At 49.9% G+C, this 25661-nt stretch carries 22 protein-coding genes and 1 pseudogene; 22 read left to right on the top strand and 1 reads right to left on the bottom strand.

The annotated features are described in order from the left end of the window. Positions 1-156 precede the first annotated feature (156 nt). The 19 genes from paaA to EFER_RS08020 all read left to right on the top strand — a co-directional run bounded on the left by paaA (position 157) and on the right by EFER_RS08020 (position 19514). Complete coding sequence (gene paaA / locus EFER_RS08110) at positions 157-1086, top strand: 1,2-phenylacetyl-CoA epoxidase subunit PaaA (RefSeq protein ID WP_000191069.1); 930 nt, start codon at positions 157-159, stop codon at positions 1084-1086. 11 nt (positions 1087-1097) lie between these two features. Continuing rightward, complete coding sequence (gene paaB, locus EFER_RS08105; RefSeq protein WP_000073391.1) at positions 1098-1385, top strand: 1,2-phenylacetyl-CoA epoxidase subunit PaaB; 288 nt, start codon at positions 1098-1100, stop codon at positions 1383-1385. A gap of 8 nt (positions 1386-1393) precedes the next feature. Beyond that, the gene (paaC, locus tag EFER_RS08100) at positions 1394-2140 is read left to right on the top strand and encodes a 1,2-phenylacetyl-CoA epoxidase subunit PaaC (RefSeq protein ID WP_001072830.1); all 747 of its coding nucleotides are present in this window, start codon (positions 1394-1396) and stop codon (positions 2138-2140) included. Positions 2141-2154: 14 nt separating this feature from the next. Beyond that, positions 2155-2652 (top strand): 1,2-phenylacetyl-CoA epoxidase subunit PaaD, encoded by a 498-nt coding sequence (paaD, locus tag EFER_RS08095; RefSeq protein ID WP_001189414.1) that lies wholly within the window; start codon positions 2155-2157, stop codon positions 2650-2652. Between the two features lie 7 nt (positions 2653-2659). After that, entirely contained in the window at positions 2660-3730 is a 1071-nt protein-coding gene (gene paaE, locus EFER_RS08090) for a 1,2-phenylacetyl-CoA epoxidase subunit PaaE (protein WP_000206380.1), read from the top strand. Further along, positions 3727-4494 (top strand): 2,3-dehydroadipyl-CoA hydratase PaaF, encoded by a 768-nt coding sequence (paaF, locus tag EFER_RS08085; protein ID WP_001004153.1) that lies wholly within the window; start codon positions 3727-3729, stop codon positions 4492-4494. Before paaE ends, paaF begins: the two co-directional genes overlap by 4 nt. Next, on the top strand, positions 4494-5282 hold the full coding sequence (gene paaG, locus EFER_RS08080) for a 2-(1,2-epoxy-1,2-dihydrophenyl)acetyl-CoA isomerase PaaG (protein ID WP_000969766.1): 789 nt from the start codon (positions 4494-4496) through the stop codon (positions 5280-5282). Before paaF ends, paaG begins: the two co-directional genes overlap by 1 nt. Position 5283: 1 nt before the next feature. Beyond that, the gene (paaH, locus tag EFER_RS08075; protein WP_000973355.1) at positions 5284-6711 is read left to right on the top strand and encodes a 3-hydroxyacyl-CoA dehydrogenase PaaH; all 1428 of its coding nucleotides are present in this window, start codon (positions 5284-5286) and stop codon (positions 6709-6711) included. After that, the gene (paaI, locus tag EFER_RS08070; protein WP_000018413.1) at positions 6701-7123 is read left to right on the top strand and encodes a hydroxyphenylacetyl-CoA thioesterase PaaI; all 423 of its coding nucleotides are present in this window, start codon (positions 6701-6703) and stop codon (positions 7121-7123) included. Before paaH ends, paaI begins: the two co-directional genes overlap by 11 nt. Further along, positions 7123-8328, top strand: coding sequence for a bifunctional 3-oxoadipyl-CoA/3-oxo-5,6-dehydrosuberyl-CoA thiolase (paaJ, locus tag EFER_RS08065; RefSeq protein ID WP_001206182.1), 1206 nt, complete (start codon positions 7123-7125; stop codon positions 8326-8328). The genes paaI and paaJ overlap by 1 nt, the downstream gene beginning before the upstream one ends. Positions 8329-8354: 26 nt before the next feature. Beyond that, on the top strand, positions 8355-9668 hold the full coding sequence (gene paaK / locus EFER_RS08060) for a phenylacetate--CoA ligase PaaK (protein WP_000632291.1): 1314 nt from the start codon (positions 8355-8357) through the stop codon (positions 9666-9668). A 99-nt stretch (positions 9669-9767) separates the two neighbouring features. Beyond that, positions 9768-10718 carry a phenylacetic acid degradation operon negative regulatory protein PaaX gene (paaX, locus tag EFER_RS08055; protein WP_000039883.1) on the top strand — a complete coding sequence of 317 codons (951 nt, stop codon included), beginning with the start codon at positions 9768-9770 and terminating at the stop codon, positions 10716-10718. Beyond that, positions 10700-11290: a phenylacetic acid degradation protein PaaY gene (gene paaY, locus EFER_RS08050; protein ID WP_001123445.1), complete on the top strand. Its 591-nt coding sequence runs from the start codon at positions 10700-10702 to the stop codon at positions 11288-11290. The genes paaX and paaY overlap by 19 nt, the downstream gene beginning before the upstream one ends. Before the next feature lie 242 nt (positions 11291-11532). Continuing rightward, positions 11533-12393: a pyridoxine 4-dehydrogenase gene (gene pdxI, locus EFER_RS08045; RefSeq protein WP_000097833.1), complete on the top strand. Its 861-nt coding sequence runs from the start codon at positions 11533-11535 to the stop codon at positions 12391-12393. A 63-nt stretch (positions 12394-12456) separates the two neighbouring features. Then, positions 12457-14763, top strand: a complete 2307-nt coding sequence (locus EFER_RS08040; protein ID WP_000471506.1) for a DUF2773 domain-containing bactofilin — start codon at positions 12457-12459, stop codon at positions 14761-14763. A 170-nt stretch (positions 14764-14933) separates the two neighbouring features. Further along, positions 14934-15539 carry a CDP-alcohol phosphatidyltransferase family protein gene (locus tag EFER_RS08035; protein ID WP_000177531.1) on the top strand — a complete coding sequence of 202 codons (606 nt, stop codon included), beginning with the start codon at positions 14934-14936 and terminating at the stop codon, positions 15537-15539. After that, complete coding sequence (locus tag EFER_RS08030; RefSeq protein ID WP_000890906.1) at positions 15539-16435, top strand: phosphatidate cytidylyltransferase; 897 nt, start codon at positions 15539-15541, stop codon at positions 16433-16435. The genes EFER_RS08035 and EFER_RS08030 overlap by 1 nt, the downstream gene beginning before the upstream one ends. 15 nt (positions 16436-16450) lie before the next feature. Beyond that, on the top strand, positions 16451-18208 hold the full coding sequence (locus tag EFER_RS08025) for a bifunctional alpha/beta hydrolase/class I SAM-dependent methyltransferase (protein WP_000431868.1): 1758 nt from the start codon (positions 16451-16453) through the stop codon (positions 18206-18208). Further along, positions 18198-19514 carry a phosphatase PAP2/dual specificity phosphatase family protein gene (locus tag EFER_RS08020; protein WP_000206188.1) on the top strand — a complete coding sequence of 439 codons (1317 nt, stop codon included), beginning with the start codon at positions 18198-18200 and terminating at the stop codon, positions 19512-19514. The genes EFER_RS08025 and EFER_RS08020 overlap by 11 nt, the downstream gene beginning before the upstream one ends. Before the next feature lie 53 nt (positions 19515-19567). On the opposite strand, the gene azoR is transcribed toward EFER_RS08020, so the two are convergent. Continuing rightward, positions 19568-20173 carry an FMN-dependent NADH-azoreductase gene (gene azoR, locus EFER_RS08015; RefSeq protein WP_000048978.1) on the bottom strand — a complete coding sequence of 202 codons (606 nt, stop codon included), beginning with the start codon at positions 20171-20173 and terminating at the stop codon, positions 19568-19570. Between the two features lie 200 nt (positions 20174-20373). On the opposite strand from azoR, the gene hrpA reads away from it, so the two are divergent. From hrpA to EFER_RS24830, 3 genes and pseudogenes are all read left to right on the top strand, one after another. Then, positions 20374-24276: an ATP-dependent RNA helicase HrpA gene (gene hrpA, locus EFER_RS08010; protein ID WP_000139541.1), complete on the top strand. Its 3903-nt coding sequence runs from the start codon at positions 20374-20376 to the stop codon at positions 24274-24276. A 212-nt stretch (positions 24277-24488) separates the two neighbouring features. Further along, entirely contained in the window at positions 24489-25346 is an 858-nt protein-coding gene (locus EFER_RS08005; protein ID WP_000365421.1) for a DUF2262 domain-containing protein, read from the top strand. Positions 25347-25567: 221 nt separating this feature from the next. Further along, positions 25568-25642: pseudogene (locus EFER_RS24830) on the top strand (hypothetical protein); the annotation flags it as partial. Between the last annotated feature and the right edge of the window lie 19 nt (positions 25643-25661).

Below are 25661 nucleotides of genomic sequence, written 5' to 3'. Positions count from 1 at the left end.
TGATAAATAACGAGTTGTAAAAATAGGCTGCGAAATCCGTCACAGTTCAAACATACATAATTTGTGATTTCGGTTAACCATTGTGTAACTTTCATAAAACAATCTGATTCGTGTTTTTAATTAAATCACGAAAACTGGAATCGTAAAGGTGATGACGTGACCCAAGAAGAACGCTTTGAGCAACGGATAGCCCAGGAAACGGCTATCGAGCCGCAGGACTGGATGCCCGATGCTTACCGAAAAACACTGATCCGCCAGATTGGGCAGCATGCGCACTCCGAAATTGTTGGTATGTTGCCTGAGGGTAACTGGATCACTCGCGCACCAACCTTGCGGCGTAAAGCTATTCTGTTGGCCAAAGTGCAGGATGAAGCCGGTCATGGTCTTTATCTCTATAGCGCCGCCGAAACACTGGGCTGCGCCAGAGAAGACATCTACCAAAAAATGCTCGACGGACGGATGAAATATTCCTCCATCTTTAATTATCCGACATTGAGTTGGGCTGATATCGGCGTTATCGGCTGGCTGGTAGATGGCGCAGCGATCGTCAATCAGGTGGCGTTATGCCGCACATCTTATGGCCCGTATGCCAGAGCAATGGTGAAAATCTGCAAAGAAGAGAGTTTTCACCAGCGTCAGGGATTTGAAGCCTGCATGGCACTGGCGCAGGGCAGCGAAGCTCAAAAGCAGATGTTGCAAGACGCCATTAACCGTTTCTGGTGGCCAGCCTTAATGATGTTCGGGCCAAACGATGATAACTCGCCAAACAGTGCCAGAAGTCTCGCCTGGAAAATCAAACGTTTCACCAATGACGAACTCCGCCAGCGTTTCGTGGATAACACCGTTCCACAGGTTGAAATGCTCGGTATGACCGTTCCTGACCCGGATCTGCATTTTGATGCTGAAAGCGGTCACTACCGCTTTGGTGAGATCGACTGGCAGGAGTTTAACGAAGTCATTAACGGTCGCGGAATTTGTAATCAGGAGCGGCTCGACGCCAAACGTAAAGCCTGGGAAGAAGGTACCTGGGTACGGGAAGCAGCGCTGGCCCATGCACAAAAACAACATGCCTGTAAGGTCGCATAAGGAGATTCAAAATGAGTAATGTTTACTGGCCGTTATACGAAGTTTTCGTGCGTGGCAAACAGGGCTTATCACACCGCCATGTTGGCAGTTTACATGCTGCTGATGAGCGGATGGCACTGGAAAATGCCCGTGATGCTTACACCCGTCGTAGCGAAGGATGTTCAATTTGGGTGGTGAAGGCGAGTGAAATTATTGCTTCGCAACCGGAAGAACGTGGTGAATTTTTTGATCCGGCTGAAAGCAAGGTCTATCGCCATCCAACGTTTTACACCATCCCTGATGGCATTGAGCACATGTGAGGTCGGAAATGAATCAGTTAACGGCTTACACCTTGCGCCTGGGCGATAACTGCCTGGTGCTCTCCCAGCGGTTGGGGGAATGGTGCGGTCACGCACCGGAACTGGAAATCGATCTCGCGCTGGCAAACATTGGCCTCGATTTATTAGGTCAGGCACGCAACTTCTTATCGTATGCTGCTGAATTAGCGGGAGAAGGTGATGAAGATACCCTGGCATTCACCCGAGACGAGCGCCAGTTCAGCAACTTATTGTTGGTTGAACAACCAAATGGCAATTTTGCCGACACCATTGCACGCCAGTATTTCATCGATGCATGGCATGTGGCGCTCTTTACCCGTCTGATGGAAAGCCGTGATCCGCAACTGGCGGCGATTTCTGCCAAAGCAATTAAAGAGGCGCGTTATCACCTGCGTTTTAGTCGTGGCTGGCTGGAGCGACTGGGCAATGGTACTGACATATCAGGGCAAAAGATGCAGCAGGCCATCGACAAGTTGTGGCGTTTTACCGCCGAACTGTTCGATGCCGACGAGATTGATATTGCACTGAGTGAAGAGGGTGTTGCAGTTGATCCACGCACTTTACGTGCTGCGTGGGAAGCCGAAGTTTTTGCCGGGATCAACGAAGCCACATTAAACGTACCGCACGAGCTGGCGTATCGCACTGGCGGTAAAAAAGGGCTGCATACCGAACATCTTGGGCCAATGCTGGCAGAAATGCAGTATCTCCAGCGTGTCTTGCCCGGTCAGCAATGGTAACAGAGGAGATGGGTATGCAACGTCTGGTCACCATTGCGCCGCCGCAGGTGCATGAGATATGGGCGCTACTCAGCCAGATCCCGGACCCGGAAATCCCGGTGCTGACCATTACCGATTTAGGCATGGTACGTAATGTGACACAGATGGGAGAAGGATGGGTGATCGGCTTTACGCCGACATATTCCGGTTGTCCGGCAACGGAACATCTGATTGGGGCGATACGTGAGGCAATGACAACCAACGGGTTTACCCCCGTTCAGGTTGTGCTGCAACTCGACCCGGCGTGGACCACCGACTGGATGACCCCCGATGCCCGTGAGCGTCTGCGACAGTATGGCATTAGCCCGCCCGCCGGACACAGTTGCCATGCCCATTTGCCGCCAGAGGTGCGTTGCCCGCGCTGCGCCAGCGTCCATACCACACTTATCAGTGAATTTGGTTCCACGGCCTGCAAAGCATTGTATCGCTGCGATAGCTGTCGCGAACCTTTCGATTATTTCAAATGTATTTGAGGATGCCATGACAACGTTTCATTCCTTAACGGTGGCAAAAGTGGAGCCGGAAACCCGTGATGCGGTGACCATTACCTTTGCGGTGCCCCAGCCTTTGCAGGAGGCGTATCGCTTTCGCCCTGGTCAACATTTGACCTTAAAAGCCAGCCTTAATGGTGAAGAATTACGCCGTTGTTACTCCATTTGCCGTAGCTACCTGCCTGGCGAAATTAGTGTGGCGGTGAAAGCTATTGAAGGCGGACGTTTCTCCCGCTATGCCCGCGATCACATCCGTCAGGGGATGACGCTGGAAGTCATGGTGCCGCAGGGGCATTTCGGCTATCAGCCGCAGGCCGAACGCCACGGGCGCTATCTGGCTATTGCAGCAGGATCAGGTATTACGCCAATGCTGGCGATTATCGCCACCACTTTACAAACCGAGCCTGAAAGTCAGTTCACCCTGATTTACGGTAACCGTACCAGTCAGAGCATGATGTTCCGCCAGGCACTGGCAGACCTGAAAGACAAATATCCTCAGCGTTTACAGTTGTTGTGCATTTTTAGTCAGGAAACCCTCGACAGCGATCTGCTTCACGGGCGTATTGACGGTGAAAAATTACAGTCACTTGGGGCCTCGCTCATTAATTTTCGTCTTTATGATGAGGCCTTTATTTGTGGTCCGGCTGCAATGATGGATGACGCGGAAGCCGCCTTAAAAGCGTTGGGAATGCCAGAAAAAGCCATTCACCTGGAGCGGTTTAATACGCCTGGCACGCGCGTCAAACGTAGCGTTAACGTGCAAAGTGACGGACAAAAAGTGACTGTGCGTCAGGATGGGCGGGATCGGGAAATTGTGCTTAATGCCGACGATGAAAGCATTCTCGACGCGGCATTGCGCCAGGGGGCTGATCTGCCCTATGCCTGCAAAGGCGGCGTCTGTGCGACCTGCAAATGCAAAGTGCTGCGTGGCAAAGTGGCGATGGAAACCAATTACAGTCTGGAACCGGATGAACTGGCCGCAGGCTATGTGTTGAGTTGCCAGGCACTGCCGCTGACCAGCGATGTGGTGGTTGACTTTGACGCTAAGGGGATGGCATGAACGAACTGATCGTCAGCCGTCAGCAACGAGTATTGTTGCTGACCCTTAACCGTCCTGCCGCACGTAATGCGCTGAATAATGCCCTGCTGACGCAACTGGTAAATGAACTGGACGCTGCGGCTACCGATACCAGCATTTCGGTCTGTGTGATTACTGGTAATGCACGCTTTTTTGCCGCCGGGGCCGATCTCAACGAAATGGCAGAAAAAGATCTCGTGGCCACCTTAAACGATACACGCCCGCAGCTATGGGCGCGATTGCAGGCCTTTAACAAACCACTCATCGCAGCTGTCAACGGTTACGCGCTTGGTGCGGGCTGCGAACTGGCATTGTTGTGTGATGTGGTGGTTGCCGGAGAGAACGCGCGTTTTGGGTTGCCGGAAATCACTCTTGGCATCATGCCTGGTGCAGGCGGAACGCAACGTTTAATTCGTAGTGTCGGTAAATCGTTAGCCAGCAAAATGGTGCTGGGCGGAGAAAGCATCACTGCTCAGCAAGCACAGCAGGCCGGGCTGGTTAGCGACGTCTTTCCCAGCGATTTAACTCTCGAATATGCCTTACAGCTGGCATCGAAAATGGCACGTCACTCGCCGCTGGCCTTACAAGCGGCAAAGCAAGCGCTGCGCCAGTCGCAGGAAGTGGCTCTGCAAGCCGGACTTGCCCAGGAGCGACAGTTATTCACCTTGCTGGCGGCAACAGAAGATCGTCATGAAGGCATCTCCGCTTTCTTACAAAAACGCACGCCCGACTTTAAAGGACGCTAATGATGGAATTCATCCTCAGTCATATAGAAAAGGGCGTGATGACACTAACGCTCAACCGCCCGGAACGCCTGAACAGTTTTAATGATGAGATGCACGCACAACTGGCAGAGTGCCTGAAACAGGCGGAGCGCGACGACACTATCCGTTGCCTGTTAATTACAGGTGCCGGACGTGGATTTTGTGCTGGTCAGGATCTCAACGATCGTAACGTTGATCCCACTGGCCCCGCACCGGATTTAGGTATGTCAGTGGAGCGATTCTATAACCCGCTGGTACGTCGCATGGCAAAACTGCCAAAACCAGTGATCTGTGCAGTCAATGGCGTGGCGGCAGGGGCTGGCGCAACACTGGCACTGGGGTGCGATATCGTTATTGCTGCCCGTTCAGCAAAATTCGTCATGGCCTTTAGTAAATTAGGTTTAGTACCCGATTGCGGTGGTACCTGGTTACTGCCACGCGTTGCCGGGCGAGCGCGCGCCATGGGGCTGGCACTGCTGGGGAATCAACTGAGTGCTGAACAGGCGCACGAATGGGGGATGATCTGGCAGGTTGTTGATGATGAAACGCTGGCAGATACCGCGCAACAGCAGGCACTGCATCTGGCGACACAACCGACATTTGGTCTTGGACTTATCAAGCAAGCGATAAATAGCGCTGAAACTAACACGTTCGATACGCAGCTGGATCTGGAACGCGACTATCAGCGACTTGCCGGACGGAGCGCAGATTATCGTGAAGGTGTCAGTGCGTTCCTGGCTAAACGCTCACCGCAGTTCACGGGGAAATAGCATGATGATAAATGTGCAAACTGTGGCAGTGATTGGGAGCGGCACCATGGGGGCAGGCATTGCAGAAGTTGCCGCCAGTCATGGACATCAGGTTTTACTGTATGACATTTCTGCTGAAGCGCTGACCCGCGCAATAGACGGAATACACGCGCGGCTGAATTCACGCGTGAAGCGGGGAAAACTGACCGCTGAAACCTGTGAACGCACATTGAAACGTCTGATCCCGGTGACCGATATTCACGCGCTGGCAGCAGCGGATCTGGTCATTGAAGCGGCGTCTGAACGTCTGGAAGTCAAAAAAGCGCTCTTTGCACAGCTGGCGGAAGTTTGCCCGCCACAAACGCTATTGACCACTAACACATCTTCAATCTCTATAACCGCGATTGCTGCGGAGGTGAAAAATCCTGAACGTGTTGCGGGGCTGCATTTTTTTAACCCGGCACCGGTGATGAAGTTGGTGGAGGTGGTCAGTGGGCTGGCAACGGCGGCGGAAGTTGTCGAGCAGTTGTGTGAACTGACGTTAAGTTGGGGTAAGCAGCCTGTGCGCTGTCATTCGACCCCTGGATTTATCGTTAACCGTGTTGCGCGTCCTTATTATTCCGAGGCCTGGCGGGCACTGGAAGAGCAGGTTGCTGCACCAGAAGTGATTGACGCTGCGCTTCGCGATGGAGCTGGTTTCCCGATGGGGCCGCTGGAATTAACCGATCTGATTGGTCAGGACGTCAATTTTGCTGTCACCTGCTCGGTGTTTAACGCTTTCTGGCAGGAACGTCGTTTTCTCCCTTCGCTGGTGCAACAGGAACTGGTGATTGGTGGACGATTAGGCAAGAAAAGTGGGCTGGGCGTGTATGACTGGCGTGCGGAGCGTGAGGAAGTTGTTGGCCTGGAAGCGGTAAGCGACAGTTTTAGTCCAATGAAAGTAGAAAATAAAAGTGACGGTGTCACGGAAATTGACGATGTTTTATTGATTGAGACACAAGGCGAGACGGCACAGGCGCTGGCAACACGACTGGCACGCCCGGTGGTCGTGGTCGACAAAATGACGGGCAAGGTGGTGACCATTGCTGCGGCAGCGGTGAACCCGGACTCAGCGACTCGCAAGGCCATTTATTACCTGCAACAGCAGGGCAAAACAGTGCTGCAAATTGCTGATTACCCAGGAATGCTGATTTGGCGAACGGTAGCAATGATCATCAATGAAGCCCTTGATGCGCTGCAAAAAGGTGTGGCCTCTGAACAGGATATCGATACCGCCATGCGTCTTGGGGTGAATTATCCATATGGCCCGCTTGCCTGGGGAGCGCAACTTGGCTGGCAGCGAATATTAAGGTTCCTGGAAAACCTACAACATCACTATGGCGAAGAACGTTATCGTCCATGTTCATTGCTGCGCCAGCGGGCGCTTCTGGAGAGCGGTTATGAGTCATAAGGCCTGGCAAAATGCCCATGCAATGTATGAGAACGATGCCTGCGCCAAAGCACTTGGCATCGACATTATCTCAATGGATGAAGGCTTTGCTGTAGTGACCATGACCGTTACTGCACAAATGCTTAATGGTCACCAAAGTTGCCATGGAGGGCAGCTATTTTCACTGGCTGATACTGCCTTTGCCTACGCCTGCAATAGTCAGGGGCTGGCAGCCGTCGCTTCTGCCTGCACGATTGATTTTTTACGTCCAGGCTTTGCCGGAGACACCTTAACTGCCACTGCGCAGGTACGTCATCAGGGCAAGCAAACCGGTGTTTACGACATCGAAATTGTTAACCAACAACAAAAAACGGTTGCGCTGTTTCGCGGTAAATCTCACCGCATCGGCGGCACCATTACAGGAGAAGCCTGATGCGTGAAGCCTTTATCTGTGACGGAATTCGAACGCCAATTGGTCGCTACGGCGGGGCATTATCTGGTGTTCGGGCTGACGATCTGGCAGCTATCCCTTTGCGGGAGTTGCTGGTGCGAAACCCGCGTCTCGATGCGGAGTGTATCGATGATGTGATCCTCGGCTGTGCTAATCAGGCGGGAGAAGATAACCGTAACGTAGCACGGATGGCGACTTTACTGGCGGGGCTGCCGCAGAGTGTTTCCGGCACTACCATTAATCGCTTGTGTGGTTCCGGGCTGGACGCGCTGGGGTTCGCCGCACGGGCGATTAAAGCGGGCGATGGCGATTTACTGATCGCCGGTGGCGTGGAGTCAATGTCACGGGCACCGTTTGTTATGGGCAAGGCAGCCAGTGCATTTTCTCGTCAGGCTGAGATGTTTGATACCACTATTGGCTGGCGATTTGTGAACCCGCTCATGGCTCAGCAATTTGGAACTGACAGCATGCCGGAAACGGCAGAGAATGTAGCTGAACTGTTAAAAATCTCGCGAGAAGATCAAGATAGCTTTGCGCTACGCAGTCAGCAACGTACGGCAAAAGCGCAATCCTCAGGCATTTTAGCTGAGGAGATTGTTCCGGTTGTGTTGAAAAACAAAAAAGGTGTTGTAACAGAAATACAACATGATGAGCATCTGCGCCCGGAAACGACGCTGGAACAGTTAGGTGGGCTAAAAGCACCGTTTCGTGCCAATGGAGTGATCACCGCAGGCAATGCCTCCGGGGTGAATGACGGAGCCGCTGCGTTGATTATTGCCAGTGAACAGATGGCTGCAGCGCAAGGACTGACACCGCGAGCGCGTATCGTAGCCATGGCAACCGCCGGGGTGGAGCCGCGTCTTATGGGGCTTGGTCCGGTGCCTGCAACTCGCCGGGTGCTGGAACGCGCGGGGCTGAGTATTCACGATATGGACGTGATTGAACTGAATGAAGCGTTCGCGGCCCAGGCGTTGGGTGTACTACGCGAATTGGGGCTGCCTGATGATGCCCCACATGTTAACCCCAACGGAGGCGCCATCGCCTTAGGCCATCCATTGGGAATGAGTGGTGCCCGCCTGGCACTGGCTGCCAGCCATGAGCTGCATCGGCGTAACGGTCGTTACGCATTATGCACCATGTGCATCGGTGTCGGTCAGGGCATCGCCATGATTCTGGAGCGTGTTTGAGCATATCAACCTGCGAGTATCCTACAATGATAACCAATACAAAGCTTGACCCGATTGAAACCGCGTCTGTTGATGAGTTACAGGCGTTGCAAACACAGCGTCTGAAATGGACGCTCAAACACGCGTATGAAAATGTGCCGATGTATCGGCGAAAATTCGACGCAGCAGGTGTACATCCTGATGATTTCAGGGAACTTTCAGACCTGCGTAAATTTCCCTGTACCACCAAGCAGGATCTGCGCGACAACTATCCCTTTGACACCTTTGCCGTGCCGATGGAACAAGTGGTGCGCATTCATGCTTCTTCGGGAACCACAGGTAAACCGACAGTTGTCGGCTATACACAAAACGATATTGATAACTGGGCCAATATCGTAGCGCGTTCCTTGCGTGCGGCAGGTGGCACGCCCAAAGACAAAATTCATGTCGCCTATGGTTACGGCCTGTTTACCGGTGGGCTGGGCGCGCACTATGGTGCAGAACGCCTGGGCGCTACGGTGATCCCGATGTCTGGCGGGCAGACGGAAAAACAAGCGCAACTGATCCGCGATTTTCAACCGGATATGATCATGGTTACGCCATCTTATTGCCTTAACCTGATTGAAGAGCTGGAACGGCAGTTGGGCGGTGATGCCAGCGGTTGCTCGCTGCGAGTTGGAGTGTTTGGTGCTGAGCCGTGGACACAGGCCATGCGTAAAGAGATTGAACGGCGTCTGGGGATCACTGCGCTGGATATTTATGGCCTGTCAGAAGTGATGGGGCCGGGGGTCGCGATGGAGTGTCTGGAAACTACCGACGGCCCAACCATTTGGGAAGATCATTTCTATCCTGAAATTGTTAATCCCAATGACGGCACACCGCTTGCCGATGGCGAACATGGCGAACTGTTATTCACCACGCTGACCAAAGAAGCATTGCCGGTTATTCGTTACCGTACGCGTGATTTAACCCGACTGTTGCCAGGAACGGCACGAACCATGCGCCGCATGGATCGCATCAGTGGACGTAGCGATGACATGTTGATCATTCGCGGTGTAAATGTCTTCCCGTCACAACTGGAAGAAGAGATTGTCAAATTCGAACATTTATCGCCGCATTACCAACTGGAGGTTAACCGTCGGGGGCATCTTGATTCACTTTCTGTGAAAGTGGAGTTGAAAGAAAGCAGCCTGACATTGACGCATGAGCAGCGTTGCCAGGTGTGCCACCAGCTGCGCCATCGGATTAAATCGATGGTGGGGATCTCTACTGATGTGATGATCGTTAACTGTGGCAGTATCCCGCGTTCAGAAGGCAAGGCGTGTCGGGTGTTTGATCTGCGCAATATTGTTGGTGCCTGATGTGTCGCCTGGTCCTGGTGGGTGAACTGCCAGGGCCAGAAGTCGATACGACCTGTGCTATGATTCATAAATCACAACAATAACAACAGACTGAATCGAATGAGTAAACTTGATACTTTTATCCAACATGCTGTAAACGCTGTTCCTGTCAGTGGCACATCTTTGATCTCCTCTCTGTATGGTGATTCACTTTCTCATCGTGGTGGAGAAATCTGGCTGGGTAGTCTGGCTGCTTTGCTGGAAGGGCTGGGATTTGGTGAGCGTTTCGTCCGTACCGCTTTGTTTCGTCTTAATAAAGAAGGCTGGCTGGATGTTTCCCGCATCGGGCGACGCAGTTTCTACAGTCTCAGTGATAAAGGCTTGCGGCTGACACGACGGGCAGAAAGTAAAATTTATCGTGCAGAGCAACCCGCATGGGATGGTAAATGGCTCCTGTTGCTCTCGGAGGGTTTAGATAAAGCAACGCTGACTGATGTCAAAAAGCAGTTGATCTGGCAAGGTTTTGGCACACTGGCGCCCAGCCTGATGGCATCGCCGTCGCAAAAACTGGCCGATGTACAGACGCTTTTGCATGAAGCAGGTGTGGCGGATAACGTGATTTGTTTTGAAGCGCAAATACCACTGGCGCTTTCTCGTGCAGCACTGCGTGCCAGAGTAGAAGAGTGCTGGCATTTAACTGAACAAAATGCCATGTACGAAACCTTTATTCAGTCATTCCGCCCGCTTGTGCCGCTGTTAAAAGAGGCGGCCGACGAGTTAACCCCGGAGCGTGCATTTCATATTCAGCTTTTACTGATCCATTTTTATCGCCGTGTCGTCCTTAAAGACCCATTGTTGCCGGAGGAGTTGCTTCCGGCACACTGGGCAGGACATACGGCGCGTCAGCTGTGTATCAACATTTACCAGCGCGTAGCGCCTGCTGCTTTAGCGTTCGTTAGTGAAAAAGGTGAAACCTCGGTTGGTGAACTGCCTGCGCCGGGAAGCCTGTATTTTCAACGTTTTGGCGGTTTGAACATTGAACAGGAGGCGTTATGCCAATTTATCAGATAGACGGTCTGACTCCGGTTGTACCAGAAGAGAGTTTTGTTCATCCGACAGCGGTATTGATCGGCGATGTTATTCTCGGCAAGGGCGTTTACGTTGGACCAAATGCCAGTCTGCGTGGCGATTTTGGTCGTATCGTGGTGAAAGATGGCGCGAACATTCAGGATAATTGCGTTATGCACGGTTTTCCCGAGCAGGATACTGTCGTGGAAGAAGATGGGCATATTGGTCATAGCGCTATCCTTCACGGCTGCATTATCCGCCGCAATGCATTAGTGGGAATGAACGCGGTAGTGATGGACGGTGCGGTGATTGGTGAGAACAGCATTGTTGGCGCATCCGCATTTGTGAAAGCCAAAGCAGAAATGCCTGCTAATTATCTGATTGTCGGCAGCCCGGCGAAAGCGATTCGTGAACTTAGTGATCAGGAGCTGGCATGGAAAAAGCAGGGCACGCATGAGTATCAGGTGCTGGTGACACGTTGTAAGCAGACGTTGCATCAAGTCGAACCATTGCGGGAAGTTGAACATGGCAGGCAGCGTCTGGTATTTGATGAGAATCTGCGACCGAAACAGTAACGTCCAGATGCTGAACGTGCTAATTTTTAGCATGTGATATCTAAACCGCAACGCTGATACAGGTTGCGGTTTTTTATTGCCGAATGCGATACTTCTCGCGTCTTATACTGCCTAATGTTTTGGTGTCTTTCAGGACAATAGAGCAACTCATCCAGTAATCTTGTTTACGCCTTCGCATTATTTATCTCTTTTCGTTTCTATACTGATTTTTCTTAATCCGTTTTATTACAGGGCAGGGCGCGATGAGCAGCAACACATTTACTCTCGGTACAAAATCCGTTAACCGTCTTGGTTATGGCGCGATGCAACTGGCAGGTCCTGGGGTGTTCGGCCCGCCCAGAGATCGCCACGTCGCTATAACCGTGCTGCGCGAGGCGCTGGCATTGGGCGTCAATCATATTGATACCAGCGACTTTTATGGTCCGCACGTCACCAATCAGATTATCCGCGAAGCGCTTTATCCTTACTCTGACGACCTGACCATTGTTACTAAAATTGGTGCGCGGCGTGGAGAGGACGCCTCCTGGTTGCCCGCATTTTCTCCGGCAGAGCTGCAAAAAGCAGTACACGATAATCTACGTAATCTCGGACTGGAGGTACTGGATGTGGTTAACCTGCGCGTTATGATGGGGGATGGTCATGGCCCAGCGGAAGGATCGATTGAAGCCAGCCTGACCGTGCTGGCAGAGATGCGACAACAAGGCCTGGTAAAACATATTGGCCTGAGCAACGTCACACCGACGCAGGTTGCAGAGGCGCGTAAGATTACCGAAATTGTCTGTGTGCAGAACGAATACAACATTGCTCATCGTGCTGATGACGCAATGATTGATGCTTTGGCCCGCGATGGTATTGCCTACGTGCCGTTCTTCCCGCTCGGGGGCTTTACGCCGCTGCAATCCTCCACGCTTTCCGATGTTGCTGCGAGCCTTAATGCGACACCAATGCAGGTGGCGCTGGCGTGGCTTTTACAGCGTTCACCGAATATTTTGCTGATCCCAGGAACGTCTTCTGTTGCTCATTTACGGGAGAATATGGCCGCAGAAAAATTGCATCTTTCTGCGGACGTGTTGTCTACGTTGGATGGTATTTCGCGAGAATAACGAATATACAAAAGGGAAAGATGCATTTCCCTTTTGTTTCTTTTTTAATGGCATGGAGTGCATATGTTTAAGGCCAGGATTTGCGGCTGGATACGTTTACTTCCCCTGTTTATCCTGAGTCTTCCAGTACAGGCGGAACTTCGATGTGTTGCAAATGCAGTTGATATTAATCCATTTTTATCTGCGGCTACCGCTGAAGATAAACAGCAAGTTGAACAAGCTATCAACAGTAGCGTGAATCTTGTCCCCTTCGGTTTATCTGCATCGGACTGGAAAGTGCATCGTGGCGATTTAGTGGTAGAAGGTAATATAGAGAGTAATCAAAAATTGATTGTTCTTGGCAATTTGACAGTCAAAGGTAATATTTCCACTTTCTCTCTTTCTAATCCATGGGTTATTCTCGGTAACGTGACGGCAACGAATATAGTTACGGATTCACCACTGTTAATTACCGGTTCGATAAATGCAAGTGGACTGGTATTTATCGATTCATATTACGATAATCCGTCTACGATTAAGGGGAGTATTAATGCGCGAGGGATATTTATCAATGACATAATTGCACCTGTTGTTGTGTCTTCGACAAATAGTGAATTCATGGTCCGTGCGAGTGACAAAAATGATACTGAAAATGTCAAAAAAGCGCTGATGATAATAAATCCTGATGCATATCATTGGGGCCTAATAAATGATGAAGATGCTCTGAAAGAAATTTTTAAGCGAAGCAATATTCGCATGGCAGGGAATGTCTGTAATCAGATGAAAAAAGAAGCGCTGTTTCGCCCTAAGCCTTCTCCTGAATTAGTGCAGGAATTGCAAATGCTGGATGAAGGCAACGTTGCTGCATTTGAAGGACGAGACATTTCGACATTTGATCTTGCCATAATGCGAACTCTCCCAAGACTTAAAGGAATTTCAGCTAACCTACGCAAACAACTTATTAATAGCAATGATGAAAAAACGATTGAAAGTATGGCGAGATATATGCCTGACAATGAGATTCTGGAGTTGACCGATCAGCAATTAGGTTACCAGCCTGTTGTTTGGGGGGGGCTCGACCGTGAACCGCTCTCTGTCGAAATAATGACGCGAATGAGTCGTCTACCCGATGGTGTCGGTCCGTTGAATCTTGCGCTACGTGAAAATCTCCCTCTGGATATCGTCATGACTCTGGCGAAAAGAGATTGGGATATGATCATTCAGAAGCTTTATAAAGATGCGTGGTTATTGCCCGAATCCATTATTGATGGCTATATCCGCAGTGAAGATCCCTCTATTCGTCAGGTCGGTGCTGGAGGACAACTCACCTACAATCAGGCAATGCAGTTGGCGAACGATTCATCAAACGATGTTGTCACAAGATTAGCGTTCAAGCTGGCAGAGATGAAACACCATGGTCAATTGTTGCGGATGACGCCACAAGAGAGTGACAAAATAGCAGTATATTTATACCAAAAATTCGAGAGTGACGATGATCTAATAGATGCGTTATTTTTAGCATTGCCAGATAACTTACAGTTTAATTTTGTTAAAAGGATGGAGAAAAAATCCCCTGCCTACTTTTGCTGTAGGGATATGCAGGTAATTCACTCTGACGCTGCTTTAGAACGGTTATTGACACTTTTCAACGATCCAGAGGGTTGGAGTAATCTGGCGAAAAATCAGTATCTGAGCACGTCGATTAAACAAAAAATTTGGCAACGCGCTTTATCGCATCGAAAAAATAATCCGAAAGCAGATTCAGCAGCATATGAAACCAGTGCTGATATGATTTTGTCTGAGCTGATTAGCCGCGGTGAAGTTGGTGACCAAATGCTATTAAATGCCACCTCTCTGATACGTTTGGAAGGCTGGGACTTTTTAGAGAGAGCATTACTTCGTTGGGATAATTTACCCGCTGTGGTCCTCAAGGAATTACAGCAAAACACGCTACGCAATGATATTTGGGCGAAGTTTTTTCTGAGGCAGGAAAACAGCTCCCGTGAGCAGGTTAACGAAGCGTTACGTGTTTATTATGCTCTGGACCCCGATGCGTTAGCGCAACTGGATAAACTGGCAAAACAACCGGATCGTATATGGTGGAGTACGCTGGCGAAAAGCAATCTCACATTTTTCAAGTTCGGCGCACTTAACAATCGACATACGCCACCTGCGGCACTCGCGGCAGAAACTGATCCAGAGTGGCGGATTGTGGCAATGAATAATCCCTGTTTTCCAGTTGATGTATTAAAGGCGAGGCTGAAACGTGATCCTTTGCTGGCGTTAGAGCTTGTTAACCCTGAACTGGATTTAGTCCGCCAGCTGGCGCTTAACGGTAAGACGCGCGCAATACGGGAACAAGCGATGAGAAAACTTGATAAGTTGTATTGAATAACAGCGTAATAATTTTTAACCACTTGATTTATTGGGGATAATCATTCCTGACAGTGAGTCCCCAATACCTTGATATATTCTGAATTTTTAATGAAGTGTCGTGTTGCGATATCTCCGTCAGGGGAATTGATGCACCATAGCGCAAACCGAATTATCAAGGATTGATAATGACGCTCTACCAGATAAAACCGCTCTTTCAGTCGCTGTTAAGGCCGACGATGTTTTGGCTTTATAAGCACCATGTTACAGCGAATCACATCACTCTTGCTGCACTGGCGCTTTCTCTTCTTACCGGATTGCTGTTGATGTTGGTGGCACGACCCATCCTCTTTTTGCTATTGCCCATCGTGCTTTTTGTCCGTATGGCACTCAATGCGCTGGATGGCATGATGGCGCGTGAGTGTAATCAGCAAACACGTCTTGGGGCGATTTTGAATGAAACTGGCGATGTTATTTCCGATATTGCGCTTTATTTACCGTTTTTATTTTTACCGGAAAGTAACGCATCACTCGTAATACTCATGTTATTTTGCACCATATTGACTGAGTTTTGCGGTTTACTCGCGCAGACGATTAACGGTATTCGCAGTTATGCCGGTCCATTTGGCAAAAGCGATCGCGCGTTAATATTTGGGTTGTGGGGGCTGGCCGTTGCCATTTATCCACAGTGGATGCAATGGAATAATCTTTTATGGAGCATTGCTTCAATTCTGCTTCTCTGGACTGCGATTAATCGTTGTCGGAGTGTGCTTTTTATGAGTGCTGAAAGATAATGCTGGAAAAATCTCTGGCAATACTTTTCGTGTTGTTAATTTTAGCAACGCTGATAAACCGTTTTCTGGTATGGCGGTTACCAAAGAGAAAAGGAGATGAAGTTACATTACGTATTCGTACCTGGTGGAGCATCGTTATTTGTTTTTCACTAGTGATTTCAGGTCCACGCTGGATGACATTGACGTTTTTTGCGCTGATAAGTTTTATGGCATTGAAAGAATATTGTACGCTTGTATTCGTACATTTTCCGCGTTGGTTATATTGGGTTATTCCTCTTAACTATTTTCTTATCGGTTTTAATTGCTTTGAGCTGTTTCTGTTATTTATACCTTTAGCTGGGTTTCTGATATTAGCCACCTGGCGAGTTTTTGTGGATGACCCCTCCGGTTTTCTACATACCGTGAGCGCCATTTTTTGGGGCTGGATAATGACCGTTTTCGCCTTGAGTCATGCCGCCTGGTTATTAATGTTGCCAACCATAAATACCCAGGGCGGGGCGTTACTGGTGTTATTTCTTTTGGCATTAACCGCGTCAAACGATATTGCACAGTATTTATGGGGAAAATCCTGCGGCAGAAGAAAAGTGGTCCCCAAAGTCAGCCCAGGGAAAACGTTGGAAGGCATGGTGGGCGGCGTAATCACCACCATGATAACGTCGATGATCATTGGACCATTATTGACACCCTTAAACGCATGGCAGGCATTATTGGCGGGGTTACTGATTGGCGTCAGTGGCTTTTTGGGCGATGTGGTGATGTCAGCCGTCAAACGAGATGTGGGTGTTAAAGATAGTGGAAAACTATTACCAGGACATGGCGGACTCCTTGACAGGATTGACTCATTAATTTTCACCGCTCCGGTATTTTTTTATTTTATTCGCTACTGCTGTTACTGAAGGAAAATAGAGAAAATGGAAAATTCACGCATCCCTGGGGAACATTTTTTTACCACCAGTGATAATACAGCGTTGTTTTATCGGCACTGGCCCGCTTTACAGCCAGGGGTGAAAAAGGTCATCGTCTTATTTCATCGCGGTCATGAACATTCTGGTCGTCTACAACATATCGTTGATGAACTGGCGATGCCAGATACTGCTTTTTATGCCTGGGATGCCCGAGGGCATGGACAAACTTCGGGGCCGCGTGGTTATAGCCCATCTCTTGCGCGTTCAGTGCAGGATGTCGATGAATTTGTCCGTTTTACTGCCAGCGACAGCCAGGTCGGGCTGGAAGAGGTGGTTGTGATCGCGCAAAGCGTCGGCGCAGTGCTGGTTGCCACATGGGTTCATGATTATGCGCCTGCAATTCGCGGGCTGGTGCTGGCTTCTCCTGCCTTTAAGGTTAAATTGTATGTGCCGCTGGCACGTCCTGCGCTGGCGTTATGGCATCGTCTGTGTGGTCTGTTTTTTATTAATTCCTATGTGAAAGGATGCTATTTGACCCACGATTGGAAACGGGCAGCGAGTTTCAATAATGATCCGCTGATCACACGGGCGATTGCCGTCAATATCTTGCTCGATCTCTATAAAACGTCTGAACGTATTGTTAGCGATGCGGCGGCGATTACGCTCCCCACGCAACTATTGATATCGGGCGATGACTATGTGGTACATCGCCAACCGCAGATTGATTTTTATCAGAGATTACGTAGCCCTCTGAAAGAGCTGCATCTGCTGCCGGGCTTTTATCACGACACGTTGGGTGAAGAGAACAGGGCGCAGGCATTTGAAAAAATGCAAAGTTTTATCAGCCGTTTATATGCTAACAAGTCGCAAAAATTTGATTATCAGCATGAAGAGCGCACAGGACCATCTGCGGATCGATGGCGGCTCCTTTCTGGTGGACCCGTGCCATTATCGCCGATTGATTTGGCGTATCGCTTTATGCGAAAGGCGATGAAACTGTTCGGGGCGCAATCTGCGGGCCTGCATCTCGGAATGAGCACCGGCTTTGATTCAGGCAGTTCGCTGGATTATGTTTATCAAAATCAACCGCAAGGCAGTAACGCATTCGGGCGTTTTATCGACAAAATCTACCTGAACAGTGTTGGCTGGCGCGGTATTCGCCAGCGCAAAGCCCATTTACAAATGCTGATTAAACAAGCCGTTGCCGATCTCCACGCCAAAGGTTTAGCCGTCCGCGTGGTTGACATTGCCGCAGGGCATGGGCGCTATGTACTGGATGCGCTGGCAAACGAGCCTGCCGTAAGCGATATTTTGTTACGTGATTACAGTGAGTTAAATGTTGCACAGGGGCAAGAGATGATTGCCCAAAAGGGAATGTCTGGGCGGGCGCGTTTTGAACAGGGCGATGCGTTTAATACGGCAGAACTCAGCGCGTTAACTCCGCGGCCTACGTTGGCGATTGTCTCTGGCCTGTATGAGCTTTTTCCCGAAAACGAGCAGGTAAAAAACTCCCTCGCTGGTCTTGCCAATGCCATCGAACCGGGTGGCATTCTTATCTACACCGGGCAGCCGTGGCACCCACAACTGGAGCTGATTGCCGGGGTGTTAACCAGTCATAAAGATGGTAAACCGTGGGTAATGCGCGTGCGTTCGCAAGGGGAGATGGATTCGCTCGTGCGTAATGCAGGATTTGATAAATGCACACAACGGATTGATGAGTGGGGCATTTTTACGGTTTCGATGGCGGTGCGTCGTGACCACTGAACGCCGGAGCGTATTGCTACAAGGAGCTGGCTGGTTATTGTTGCTGGCCCCGTTTTTCTTCTTCACATATGGATTTCTTAATCAGTTCACCGCGTTTCAGGATCTTAACAATCATGATATCCCCAGTCAGGTATTCGGTTGGGAAACGGCGATCCCTTTTCTTCCCTGGACTATTGTTCCTTACTGGAGTCTGGATCTTTTATATGGGTTTTCGTTGTTCGTTTGTAGTTCGACATTCGAACAGCGCCGACTGGTCCACCGGCTTATTCTGGCAACGGTAATGGCCTGTTGCGGTTTTTTGCTCTATCCGCTGAAGTTTAGTTTTATCCGCCCTGAAGTGAGTGGGGTGACGGGATGGCTATTTTCGCAACTTGAACTGTTTGATCTGCCTTATAACCAGTCCCCTTCGCTGCATATTATTCTCTGCTGGCTACTTTGGCGTCACTTTCGTCAGCATCTGGCTGTGAGGTGGCGTAAAGTCTGTGGCGGATGGTTTTTACTCATCGCCATTTCGACGCTGACGACCTGGCAGCATCATTTTATTGATGTCATCACAGGGCTGGCAGTAGGTATGTTGATTGACTGGATGGTGCCCGTCGACCGTCGCTGGAATTATCAGACACCTGATCAACGTCGAATCAAAATAGCACTGCCATATGTCGTAGGCGCGTGTTCGTGCATAGTATTGATGACGCTAATGATGATGAATCAGTTACGGTGGTCAGTCTGGTTATGTTGGCCAGTATTATCGCTACTCATTATTGGCCGTGGGTACGGTGGGCTTGGCGCGATAACAACAGGGAAAGATAGTCAGGGGAAACTCCCGCCTGCCGTTTACTGGCTGACATTGCCCTGGCGCATCGGTATGTGGATATCGATGCACTGGTTTTGCCGTCGGCTGGAGCCGGTGAGCGAAATTACTGCGGGTGTTTATTTAGGGGCGTTTCCACGACATATTCCGGCACAGAATGCGGTTCTGGACGTCACCTTTGAATTCCCTCGCGGACGCGCGACAAAAGATCGACTCTATTTTTGTGTACCGATGTTGGATCTGGTGGTTCCGGAAGAGGGGGAGCTCCGACAGGCCGTGGCGATGCTGGAAACATTACGCAAAGAGCAAGGCAGCATTCTGGTCCATTGCGCGTTGGGATTATCGCGCAGTGCGCTGGTGGTGGCGGCATGGTTGTTATGTTACGGACACTGTAAAACCGTTGATGAAGCGATTAACTATATTCGCGTCAGGCGCTCGCAGATTGTGCTGACAGACGAGCACAAAGCGATGCTGAGATTGTGGGAAAACAGGTAAGTGGATTGAGATGTGGACTGAATATCTACAGTCCACATCAAAATAGTGTCCGGTTATGCAGCAACAATACTGTCGATGGCTGCTTTCGCGTCAGACTGTGCTTTCGCTGCCATTTCCGGACCGTATGCGATCCCTTCGGCGAAGACAAATTTCACATCGCTAATGCCGATAAAGCCCAGGAATGTGGACAGATACGGCGTTACCAGATCCGTTGGGCCATCTTTATGAATCCCGCCGCGGCTGGTAATAACGATGGCTTTTTTACCCGTTACCAGACCTTCCGGACCGTTCTCGGTATAGCGGAAAGTAACGCCTGCACGTGCCACCAGGTCAAAATAGTTTTTCAACTGAGTCGAAATGTTGAAGTTATACATCGGTGCCGCAATAACGATAACGTCGTGGGCTTTCAGCTCGGCAATCAGCTCATCGGAAAGCGCCAGAGCTTCCTGTTGACGCGGAGTCAGCGGCGCATCGCTCGGACGCAGTGCACCAACCAGTTCGCCATCCAGTACCGGAATCGGATTTGCAGCCAGGTCACGCACGGTGATTTCATCAGCGGAGTGCATTTCGCGCCATTGTTCAACAAAATAATCGGACAACTGATTAGACTGAGAGTACCCTGCCAGGATGCTGGATTTAAGAACTAATACCTTGCTCATGGTGTTTCCTTATAGATGTTTGAATGGGCGATGCCCCGTTGCTTGTTGACACTTTATTCACAATCCTGCCACAGAGATAGCGCAATAAATCGAAGCCTATGTTCGAATTTATTGAACAACGCATAGAAAGCCGCGATGTGGTACTCTATATCTATCATTTAAAAGAAAATTAATCAGGCAGCCTACTGCCCACTAACGTTATGACAGAACAACAAAAATTGACCTTTACGGCCTTGCAGCAGCGGCTGGATTCGCTGATGCTGCGTGACAGACTGCGTTTTTCCCGCCGTCTGCATGGTGTGAAGAAGGTTAAAAATCCTGATGCACAACAGGCCATTTTTCAGGAGATGGCGAAAGAGATTGACCAGGCGGCAGGGAAAGTCCTGCTGCGTGAAGCAGCACGACCGGAAATCACTTATCCGGACAATTTGCCTGTTAGTCAGAAAAAGCAGGACATTCTCGAAGCAATCCGTGATCACCAGGTGGTGATCGTCGCCGGGGAAACGGGTTCCGGTAAAACGACTCAGCTACCGAAAATCTGTATGGAGCTGGGGCGCGGGATTAAAGGGCTGATCGGCCATACCCAGCCGCGTCGTCTGGCGGCACGAACGGTGGCGAACCGGATCGCGGAAGAGCTGAAAACGGAGCCGGGCGGTTGCATCGGGTATAAAGTCCGATTCAGCGATCACGTCAGTGATAACACGATGGTCAAACTGATGACCGACGGTATCCTGCTGGCGGAGATCCAGCAAGACCGTCTGCTGATGCAGTACGACACCATCATTATTGACGAAGCGCACGAACGCAGCCTGAATATCGATTTTCTGCTCGGCTATTTGAAAGAGTTGCTGCCGCGGCGTCCTGACCTAAAAATCATTATCACTTCCGCGACTATCGACCCGGAACGCTTTTCGCGCCACTTTAATGATGCGCCGATTATCGAAGTCTCCGGTCGTACCTATCCGGTGGAGGTGCGCTATCGCCCGATTGTTGAAGAAGCTGATGACACCGAGCGCGACCAGTTGCAGGCGATTTTTGATGCCGTAGACGAACTGAGCCAGGAAAGCCCTGGCGACATTCTGATTTTTATGAGCGGCGAGCGAGAAATTCGCGATACCGCCGATGCGCTGAACAAGCTGAACTTACGCCATACGGAAATTCTTCCGCTTTATGCACGGCTTTCGAACAGCGAGCAGAACCGCGTCTTCCAGTCGCACAGCGGACGGCGCATTGTGCTGGCGACTAACGTCGCGGAAACGTCGCTGACCGTGCCGGGGATTAAATACGTTATCGACCCAGGTACGGCGCGTATCAGCCGCTACAGCTATCGCACCAAAGTGCAGCGTTTGCCGATTGAGCCCATTTCGCAGGCTTCAGCTAATCAGCGTAAAGGCCGCTGTGGTCGTGTGTCAGAAGGGATCTGCATTCGTCTTTATTCCGAAGACGATTTCCTCTCGCGCCCGGAGTTTACCGATCCGGAGATTCTGCGTACCAACCTGGCCTCGGTTATTTTGCAGATGACCGCGCTGGGGCTGGGCGATATCGCTGCGTTCCCGTTTGTAGAAGCGCCGGATAAACGCAACATCCAGGATGGCGTGCGTCTGCTCGAAGAGCTGGGCGCGATCACTACTGATGAACAGGCCAGCGCCTATAAACTGACGCCGCTCGGTCGCCAGCTCTCGCAACTGCCAGTCGATCCTCGTCTGGCGCGAATGGTGCTGGAAGCGCAGAAACATGGCTGCGTGCGTGAGGCGATGATTATCACTTCCGCGCTCTCTATTCAGGACCCGCGCGAGCGGCCAATGGACAAGCAGCAGGCATCGGACGAAAAACATCGTCGCTTCCACGATAAAGAATCCGACTTCCTGGCGTTTGTAAATCTGTGGAATTATCTCGGCGAGCAGCAAAAGGCGCTCTCTTCAAACGCCTTCCGTCGCCTGTGCCGTACTGATTACCTTAACTATCTGCGCGTGCGTGAATGGCAGGATATCTACACCCAGTTGCGCCAGGTGGTGAAAGAACTTGGCATTCCGGTTAACAGCGAACCAGCGGAGTATCGCGAAATTCACATCGCCTTACTGACAGGTTTGCTTTCGCATATCGGCATGAAAGATGCCGATAAACAGGAATATACCGGCGCACGTAACGCGCGTTTCTCCATCTTCCCCGGTTCTGGTTTATTCAAGAAGCCGCCGAAATGGGCAATGGTGGCTGAACTGGTAGAAACCAGCCGCCTGTGGGGGCGCATTGCGGCACGTATCGATCCGGAATGGGTAGAGCCAGTTGCCCAGCATTTGATTAAACGCTCCTACAGCGAACCGCACTGGGAACGGGCGCAGGGCGCGGTGATGGCAACTGAAAAAGTCACCGTTTACGGGTTGCCGATTGTTGCTGCGCGTAAGGTCAACTACAGCCAGATTGATCCTGCGTTGTGTCGTGAACTTTTTATTCGCCACGCGCTGGTGGAAGGTGACTGGCAGACGCGTCACGCATTCTTCCGTGAAAACCTGAAACTACGGGCAGAAGTGGAAGAACTGGAACACAAATCACGTCGCCGCGATATTCTGGTGGATGACGAAACGTTGTTTGAGTTCTACGACCAGCGCATCAGCCATGATGTGATCTCTGCACGACACTTTGATAGTTGGTGGAAAAAAGTCAGCCGCGAAACACCTGATTTGCTCAACTTTGAAAAGAGCATGTTGATCAAAGAAGGGGCGGAAAAAATCAGCAAGCTGGATTACCCGAACTTCTGGCATCAGGGCAATCTCAAGCTGCGTTTAAGCTATCAGTTTGAGCCGGGGGCGGATGCTGACGGTGTGACCGTGCATATTCCGCTGCCGTTACTTAACCAGGTTGAGGAAAGCGGGTTTGAGTGGCAGATCCCAGGCCTGCGCCGTGAACTGGTGATTGCTCTAATCAAATCGTTGCCGAAACCGGTACGGCGTAATTTTGTACCCGCGCCAAACTACGCCGAAGCGTTTTTAGGTCGCGTCACGCCGTTGGAACTGCCGTTGCTCGACAGCCTTGAGCGCGAGCTACGGCGGATGACCGGCGTTACCGTTGACCGCGAAGACTGGCACTGGGATCAGGTGCCCGATCACCTGAAAATCACCTTCCGTGTGGTGGATGACAAAAATAAAAAGTTAAAAGAAGGGCGCTCATTACAGGATCTGAAAGATGCCCTGAAAGGCAAAGTGCAGGAAACGCTTTCCGCCGTTGCCGATGATGGTATTGAGCAAAGCGGGTTACATATCTGGAGCTTCGGTAATTTACCGGATCACTACGAGCAGAAACGTGGCAACTACAAAGTAAAGGCCTGGCCTGCGCTGGTGGATGAGCGTGACAGCGTAGCGATTAAGCTTTTTGATAACCCGCAGGAACAACAGCAGGCTATGTGGCGTGGTTTGCGTCGCTTGCTGCTGCTGAATATTCCGTCGCCAATTAAATATCTGCATGAGAAACTGCCGAATAAAGCAAAGCTGGGGCTCTACTTTAACCCGTACGGTAAAGTGCTGGATCTCATTGACGACTGCATCTCCTGCGGTGTTGATAAGTTGATTGATGAGGCGGGCGGCCCGGTCTGGACGGAAGAAGGCTTTGCTGCGCTTCATGAAAAAGTCCGCGCTGAACTGAACGACACGGTGGTGGATATTGCGAAGCAGGTCGAGCAAATCCTTACGGCAGTGTTCAATATCAACAAACGCCTGAAAGGACGGGTGGATATGACCATGGCGCTGGGGCTTTCTGACATCAAAGCGCAGATGGGCGGGCTGGTGTATCGCGGTTTTGTCACTGGCAACGGTTTTAAACGGCTGGGCGACACGCTGCGTTATTTACAGGCGATTGAAAAACGTCTGGAAAAACTGGCGGTTGATCCACATCGCGACCGCGCCCAGATGCTGAAAGTCGAAAATGTCCAGCAGGCGTGGCAGCAGTGGATCAACAAACTGCCGCCAGCACGTCGTGAAGATGAAGACGTAAAAGAGATCCGCTGGATGATAGAAGAGCTGCGCGTCAGCTACTTCGCTCAACAACTTGGTACGCCTTATCCGATTTCGGATAAGCGTATTTTACAGGCGATGGAACAGATTAGCGGTTAACGCTGCTATTTGTCTGATAAATCTAAAACCCGGTAAGCATTTAGCGCCGGGTTTTTTCTTTATGAATTCTGAAAAAAAGCAAGGGCGGTACACCTTACGTCGTGTGGGGAGTAGGCTTGTGGTGTACGCAGTTATTTTTGAATTATCGATAACACATTCATTACTGCGACACTCAATGTTATTGATCAAATTTATTTTTCACCGGGGCAAAAATGGACTTAAATTCTGAAGAATACAAAAAATTTAGTCACACATTTAAAGATACAGAAGAAGAAATTATCGTTCTTCTTAGTGATGCTGGCGGTGGTGCCGGTATGAGCGGCGGCGATAATTACTGGACAGCGACTCAACACATACTTGCCTGGAAGAGTGTGACAACAGGAGAAATCCACGTAGGAGATGGACGACTCAACTGGTTGATAACAGAAGAAAATAAGAAAATTCATGGTTGTGCATGGCCGTTTAATATGCAGTCTGGTGGTATATATCGCCTGAGAGTACGAGACTTGATTGACAGGACTGCGCCGGAAGGGAAGTTAACCGAGTTTTATAATCGATTTTATGTCCTTGAAGTCCTTGAAAATCATGTTCAGTGCGAGGAACTACTCAATATACAGAAAGAATATCGCGAGCCGGTTGTTGTTGAAGAGCAGCAATTTGGGACTTTCGTGCTTAATAAAGACTACTCCTATTTTAGCGGGGAAGTGAAATGGAATGATCAGAATATTTCTGTCTCTATGGAAGTAGATAAGAATGATAGATGTACATGGGAACAGGTTTTTGAAAATCTGCGATTTTTATTCAACAATATGCAGCAAAAGGACCAAGAGTTTAGGCAATATGCCGCAGAACAATTAACTGAATTGGCCAATGACTGGCTTCAAGATGAAGAAGATGAAGAAATTACAGAAGATATGTTTGTTAGCAGAATAAATCTTGTTGAGTTGACTATGGATTATAATGGAGATTATTCATTATATTATAACGATGATGATATGTTCTGGGGTCACATTATTGATATTGTGGGTAGTATTGAAACAGGGCCGACGAGTGCGAGTATAGCGGGTTAATTTATTGCCAGACATTTTATCAATGGGTATGTATACTCTGGCTACTACGAGTTACTGGACTAAATTCGAGTGATGTTTTGTCCTGTAACTCGTAATATTAAAATTAACGAGGTAAAGTACTTATAACACATCTGGTTGATGAGGACGATACACTGGATACCAAATGTTCCCCTTGATTGAGAAATATAAGAATGAATATTATATAAATATCACACCAGATTATTTATCATTTAAAAATGATAGAACATTATGTTATTGATGTTTTATCAACAGTTTCTCCGCAAATAGTGTATGACTTAAACAAGTGTCTGGTTC

It is taken from the genome of Escherichia fergusonii ATCC 35469 (assembly GCF_000026225.1).
Lineage (GTDB): Bacteria > Pseudomonadota > Gammaproteobacteria > Enterobacterales > Enterobacteriaceae > Escherichia > Escherichia fergusonii.
This window is presented reverse-complemented; position numbering and strand designations above follow the sequence as displayed.